This window comes from Tepidibacter sp. Z1-5, from assembly GCF_037844525.1.
Classification (GTDB): Bacteria; Bacillota; Clostridia; order Peptostreptococcales; family Peptostreptococcaceae; genus Tepidibacter_A.
This window is the reverse complement of sequence record NZ_JBBMMD010000023.1, coordinates 1-4,533: the sequence shown is the minus strand read 5'-3', so window position 1 is coordinate 4,533 and position 4,533 is coordinate 1. Positions and strand designations below refer to the sequence as shown.

At 33.8% G+C, this 4,533-nt stretch carries 5 protein-coding genes and 17 tRNA genes; all 22 read right to left on the bottom strand.

The genetic code is table 11. From position 1 onward, the window contains the following. Positions 1-373 precede the first annotated feature (373 nt). The 22 genes from WJW32_RS05955 to WJW32_RS05855 all read right to left on the bottom strand — a co-directional run bounded on the left by WJW32_RS05955 (position 374) and on the right by WJW32_RS05855 (position 4,533). On the bottom strand, positions 374-958 hold the full coding sequence (locus WJW32_RS05955; protein ID WP_340256382.1) for a 50S ribosomal protein L25: 585 nt from the start codon (positions 956-958) through the stop codon (positions 374-376). A 189-nt stretch (positions 959-1,147) separates the two neighbouring features. After that, complete coding sequence (locus tag WJW32_RS05950; RefSeq protein ID WP_340256380.1) at positions 1,148-1,564, bottom strand: hypothetical protein; 417 nt, start codon at positions 1,562-1,564, stop codon at positions 1,148-1,150. Positions 1,565-1,835: 271 nt separating this feature from the next. Next, positions 1,836-2,117 (bottom strand): pro-sigmaK processing inhibitor BofA family protein, encoded by a 282-nt coding sequence (locus WJW32_RS05945; RefSeq protein ID WP_340256378.1) that lies wholly within the window; start codon positions 2,115-2,117, stop codon positions 1,836-1,838. A gap of 66 nt (positions 2,118-2,183) precedes the next feature. Then, entirely contained in the window at positions 2,184-2,417 is a 234-nt protein-coding gene (locus WJW32_RS05940) for a DUF2508 family protein (protein ID WP_340256375.1), read from the bottom strand. A gap of 96 nt (positions 2,418-2,513) precedes the next feature. Further along, the gene (locus tag WJW32_RS14905) at positions 2,514-2,618 is read right to left on the bottom strand and encodes an AraC family transcriptional regulator (protein ID WP_445330215.1); all 105 of its coding nucleotides are present in this window, start codon (positions 2,616-2,618) and stop codon (positions 2,514-2,516) included. A 363-nt stretch (positions 2,619-2,981) separates the two neighbouring features. After that, a tRNA-Val gene (locus tag WJW32_RS05935) sits at positions 2,982-3,057 on the bottom strand. A 9-nt stretch (positions 3,058-3,066) separates the two neighbouring features. After that, positions 3,067-3,143: transfer RNA gene (locus tag WJW32_RS05930), tRNA-Arg, on the bottom strand. Between the two features lie 49 nt (positions 3,144-3,192). Next, positions 3,193-3,267, bottom strand: a tRNA-Asn gene (locus WJW32_RS05925). Positions 3,268-3,329: 62 nt separating this feature from the next. Then, positions 3,330-3,403, bottom strand: a tRNA-Cys gene (locus WJW32_RS05920). Positions 3,404-3,410: 7 nt separating this feature from the next. Further along, positions 3,411-3,486, bottom strand: a tRNA-Lys gene (locus WJW32_RS05915). Positions 3,487-3,492: 6 nt separating this feature from the next. After that, positions 3,493-3,569, bottom strand: a tRNA-His gene (locus WJW32_RS05910). Positions 3,570-3,577: 8 nt separating this feature from the next. Continuing rightward, positions 3,578-3,654: transfer RNA gene (locus WJW32_RS05905), tRNA-Pro, on the bottom strand. 21 nt (positions 3,655-3,675) lie between these two features. Beyond that, a tRNA-Ile gene (locus tag WJW32_RS05900) sits at positions 3,676-3,752 on the bottom strand. Between the two features lie 8 nt (positions 3,753-3,760). After that, positions 3,761-3,837: transfer RNA gene (locus WJW32_RS05895), tRNA-Met, on the bottom strand. A gap of 9 nt (positions 3,838-3,846) precedes the next feature. After that, positions 3,847-3,922 (bottom strand) — tRNA-Phe (locus WJW32_RS05890). 3 nt (positions 3,923-3,925) lie between these two features. Then, positions 3,926-4,014 (bottom strand) — tRNA-Ser (locus tag WJW32_RS05885). Between the two features lie 8 nt (positions 4,015-4,022). After that, positions 4,023-4,098 (bottom strand) — tRNA-Lys (locus WJW32_RS05880). 10 nt (positions 4,099-4,108) lie between these two features. Beyond that, positions 4,109-4,184: transfer RNA gene (locus WJW32_RS05875), tRNA-Gln, on the bottom strand. Positions 4,185-4,191: 7 nt separating this feature from the next. Then, positions 4,192-4,268 (bottom strand) — tRNA-Arg (locus WJW32_RS05870). A gap of 6 nt (positions 4,269-4,274) precedes the next feature. Then, positions 4,275-4,349, bottom strand: a tRNA-Gly gene (locus WJW32_RS05865). A 3-nt stretch (positions 4,350-4,352) separates the two neighbouring features. After that, a tRNA-Leu gene (locus tag WJW32_RS05860) sits at positions 4,353-4,436 on the bottom strand. Between the two features lie 11 nt (positions 4,437-4,447). Then, a tRNA-Tyr gene (locus WJW32_RS05855) sits at positions 4,448-4,533 on the bottom strand.

The following is a 4,533-nucleotide window of genomic DNA, read 5'->3' as shown; positions in this document are numbered from 1 at the left end:
TAAATAAAAGTTTGTCAGTACTCAGTAACTGACTTTATGTGTTGTTTCCGAAAATCACTGTTTGTGATTTATTTATAACCTACTGTTTAATTTTCAAAGTTCATTCATTTGCTTTGTATGTTTCGTGTTTGCCTCGTTGTTGAGGACAAGTAATAATATATCACCATTTGATACATTCGTCAACACTTTTTTAATATATTTTTAATTATATTTATACATTAAATCTTTAAGATTGATTTTATGGTTATTTATAGTATAAATAAATTGTATATTTAATCTTAAATTTGAGAGTTCTCAACTAAATATTTTTAGTAATATAGCTAAGAACCCTTAAGTGTTTATTCCAAAGATTATTTTAATTTATTGAGTTCAACTACCTATTCTCCACTATATCAGTTTCCACATCAAAAGCTTGATAGGCTTTAGGGTAGTTAACAGATGCAACAATTGAATTCATATCTTCTAAAATAGATATTCCTTGCGGTATATTTAAATCTGCAACTGTAAGCGATCCTCCATCTTGAAGGTAAGATAGATCTCCACTAACATGTGTGGCTGTATTATAAGCTCCATATTTAACCTCAACATCTAAAAGCTGTTGTTGTACAACATATCCTTGACTTTCTATTTTAGATTTATTCTCCAATACAATAGGCATGTGAGTATGAATAACATCTTCATCGTTTACCTTATGCAAATCAAAGTGTATAAATTCTTTATCATTCATAGTATCTCTTTGAACTTCATGTATATAAACTTTATGAACTTCATTGTTAAAATCTATATCAAATACTTTATTCTCTTTATTTTTACTGTACATTTGTTTGAATTCTTTTTTATCCATAGCAACACCGACAGACTCTATATTTTTACCGTATAAAATTCCAGGTACAAAACCTTTTTTCCTCATTGATTTAGCTTTACAGTTGCTAAATGAACTTCTAGATAATAACTCCATAGATAATACCTCCTATATTTATCATTTACAAGGTAGTATTACCATTATGTTATTGTTTAATACATTTAGTTTTTCCAACTTTCCAAAATAGAGATAAGGTAAAATTTAAAATATGTCTATGAAAATATTAATGATTACTTTAAAATATTTTCATAGACATATTATTTTAACAACTTAAAATTGAACATATTATCCTACTATAGACAGCAATCTTTTTACTATATCACTTAATTTTAATTCTCCTATATCTCTATGACACATAACAAATATTGATTTAATACAACCTTCTACTTCATCGTACTTGTAAGCATATGCTTTTAAAATAGTTCTTTCAGGCATATATTCTTCTAATTCAACAGCTAAAGTATCTGCTAAATCCATATATTCATCAAGTAATTCCTCTTTGTTTTCTTCTTCTAAATCATATCCATCATCTTTTAACATTTCATTTAATATATCTATACTTATACTCATATTAAATGCAAGCATATCTTCCCTTTTAGATCTTAAGCTCATATCTTCTAATATATTAAATTCACTATTGTCCAATATTATTTCTTTTATATCATTACTATCTATTATATCATCTTTAAATATTACATACATAAAATCATCTCCTTATAAATCATTTCTTACCACCTTATTATAATAAATTTAATAAAAATTTCGCTTCATGCTAAGTCATATTTCATGTCCCAACGAGTCGTAAAGATTTCCGTTGCTTAAAATTCATAACACAAATTACATTTCATGCAAATTAAATGGATTATAATTTACTCTTCATTATAAAAAAAGAAAAGCCTAAATACAAGCTTTTCTTTTTTATAATGAATATCTTTGCACTAGTTTTATGTAATATAAATATTCAATTATTAGTTTACAGCAAATATTTTATTAAAGATATAGCTAAAACTCCAAATACACCTAAATAAGCTGTACAAAATGATGTTATTAAATTTATACCTATATTTAAGTTTATATTGAATATGCTAAAAATATAATTTAAAATAAATATACACAAACCACCAACCATTAATTTAGCTCCTATTTTACCTATCAATTTCAATGGCCCTATCATTAATAAAGCTATAGTATAAATGCTAAGTATTATGATTCCATATAATAATATGAGCTTTACCTGTAATAAAACATCAATCATATTTATCCCCCCAAGTTTATCTATTATCTATTGATCTTATAATAAAATACTATTTAGAAAATATCTTTATACATTACACACCCCTTTATAAATCACCCCATTTTCTTTTGCTTTTCTTAAAAAATACGAATATTTCGATTTTGCTGCTTCTAATCTAAATATTGCATAATCTACTAAATCAGGATCTTTTACATTATCAAAAAAGGATTCCGCTGATTTTAAATCTATGTATGCTTCTCGCAAATCATTCATAAACTCTTCATTTTCATCCACCTGTTTTTTTAAAAAACTAATACTCATAAATGTACCCCTCCCTACTATAAATTTATATTTTAATTTTAGACTTTTATGATAAAATATATACTTTTTTTAGAAAAAAAAAGAACTCTAAAGAGTTCATTTTTGTTTTATTTTTTGATATTGTTTAGGTGTGTGCCCATATTTACTCTTAAATTGACTTATAAAATATGATCTATTTTCATATACTAAATCATAAGCCACTTAAGTTACATTCTTTTCTTTTAAGTATATATTAGGGGTCATTTCTATTATATCTTTAAACTGTTCTATTTCTAATACTAATGCGTTTGTAGGTGTTTTCATTTAATCATAACTATATTTATCCATTAATAAAGCACCCCTTTTCCAAACTATTATTTAGTCCAGAAATAGGGGTGCTTTATATAAATAATCTATTTAATCATATTTAATTTTATACGAAAACTATAAATTTAGTTGAGGTAAAATCATATATGAATTAAATTTCTCTTTATATATTAATATTTGTATGCACTTATCAATTTTATGTATAATCTTAAAAGTATACATTAAAAAACACCTTCATATGAAGGTGTTTTTTTAAATTGGTGGGCTCAACAGGGCTCGAACCTGTGACCCCCTGCTTGTAAGGCAGGTGCTCTCCCAGCTGAGCTATGAGCCCAATTCAATGTGGTGCGCCCAGAGGGACTCGAACCCCCAACCTTCTGATTCGTAGTCAGACACTCTATCCAGTTGAGCTATAGGCGCTTATTTTATTTTCACAAAAAAANAGTTCCGCCACCTCGGCATTTTCTTTTGGCTCCAAGGGTGGGGCTCGAACCCACAGCCTATCGGTTAACAGCCGATTGCTCCACCATTGAGCTACCTTGGAACATAATTTTATAACAACAAAATATATATTATCATATTTCATTGTTACTGTCAATTTTTTTATGGAGGCGACACCCAGATTTGAACTGGGGATGAAGGAGTTGCAGTCCTCTGCCTTACCACTTGGCTATGTCGCCATTCTTTTGGTGACCCATCCGCGACTCGAACGCGGGACACCCTGATTAAAAGTCAGGTGCTCTACCGACTGAGCTAATAGGTCAAAATATGGGGTGGATAATGAGACTCGAACTCACGGCCCCCAGAGCCACAATCTGGTGCTCTAACCAACTGAGCTATACCCACCATATAATTGGTCGAGGTGGAGGGACTCGAACCCCCGGCCCCATGGTCCCAAACCACGTGCGCTACCAAACTGCGCTACACCTCGATATAATTGTTCTAAATAAAGTGGTGGGCCTTCAGGGACTCGAACCCCAGACCTACCGGTTATGAGCCGGGCGCTCTAACCAACTGAGCTAAAGGCCCACTTTATTTGGTAGCGGCAACTAGATTCGAACTAGTGACCTTTCGGGTATGAACCGAACGCTCTAGCCAACTGAGCTATGCCGCCATATTTCCTTGGTGCCCAGAGGCGGAATCGAACCACCGACACGGGGATTTTCAGTCCCCTGCTCTACCGACTGAGCTATCTGGGCATTTGGCGGAGGAGGTGGGATTCGAACCCACGGTCCCTTTCGGAATCACTGGTTTTCAAGACCAGCTCCTTAAGCCACTCGGACACCCCTCCGTGTTTATTGGTGACCCATCCGCGACTCGAACGCGGGACACCCTGATTAAAAGTCAGGTGCTCTACCGACTGAGCTAATAGGTCAAATTTAAATTGGCTGGGGATGCTGGACTCGAACCAACGCATACATGAGTCAAAGTCATGTGCCTTACCGACTTGGCGAATCCCCAGTATATATGGCGTACCTGCAGGGATTCGAACCCCGGACACGTGGCTTAGAAGGCCACTGCTCTATCCAACTGAGCTACAGGTACATATTTTGGAGCGGAAAACGAGATTCGAACTCGCGACCCTCGCCTTGGCAAGGCGATGCTCTACCACTGAGCCATTTCCGCTTATGGTGCGGGTGGAGGGACTTGAACCCCCACGCTAAAAGCGCTAGATCCTAAGTCTAGTGCGTCTGCCAATTCCGCCACACCCGCATGTTATTAAATGGTGGAGGGGACTGGATTCGAACCAGTGAAAGCGATGCTAACAGATTTACAGTCTGCCCCCTTTGGCCAACTCGGGAACCCCTCC

Bases quoted from the DNA above. Each gene is read 5' to 3' on its own strand.
- WJW32_RS05950 (WP_340256380.1), bottom strand. From the start codon at position 1,564: ATGTATGTAATATTTAAAGATGATATAATAGATAGTAATGATATAAAA.
- WJW32_RS05955 (WP_340256382.1), bottom strand. From the start codon at position 958: ATGGAGTTATTATCTAGAAGTTCATTTAGCAACTGTAAAGCTAAATCA.
- WJW32_RS05940 (WP_340256375.1), bottom strand. From the start codon at position 2,417: ATGAGTATTAGTTTTTTAAAAAAACAGGTGGATGAAAATGAAGAGTTT.
- WJW32_RS05945 (WP_340256378.1), bottom strand. From the start codon at position 2,117: ATGATTGATGTTTTATTACAGGTAAAGCTCATATTATTATATGGAATC.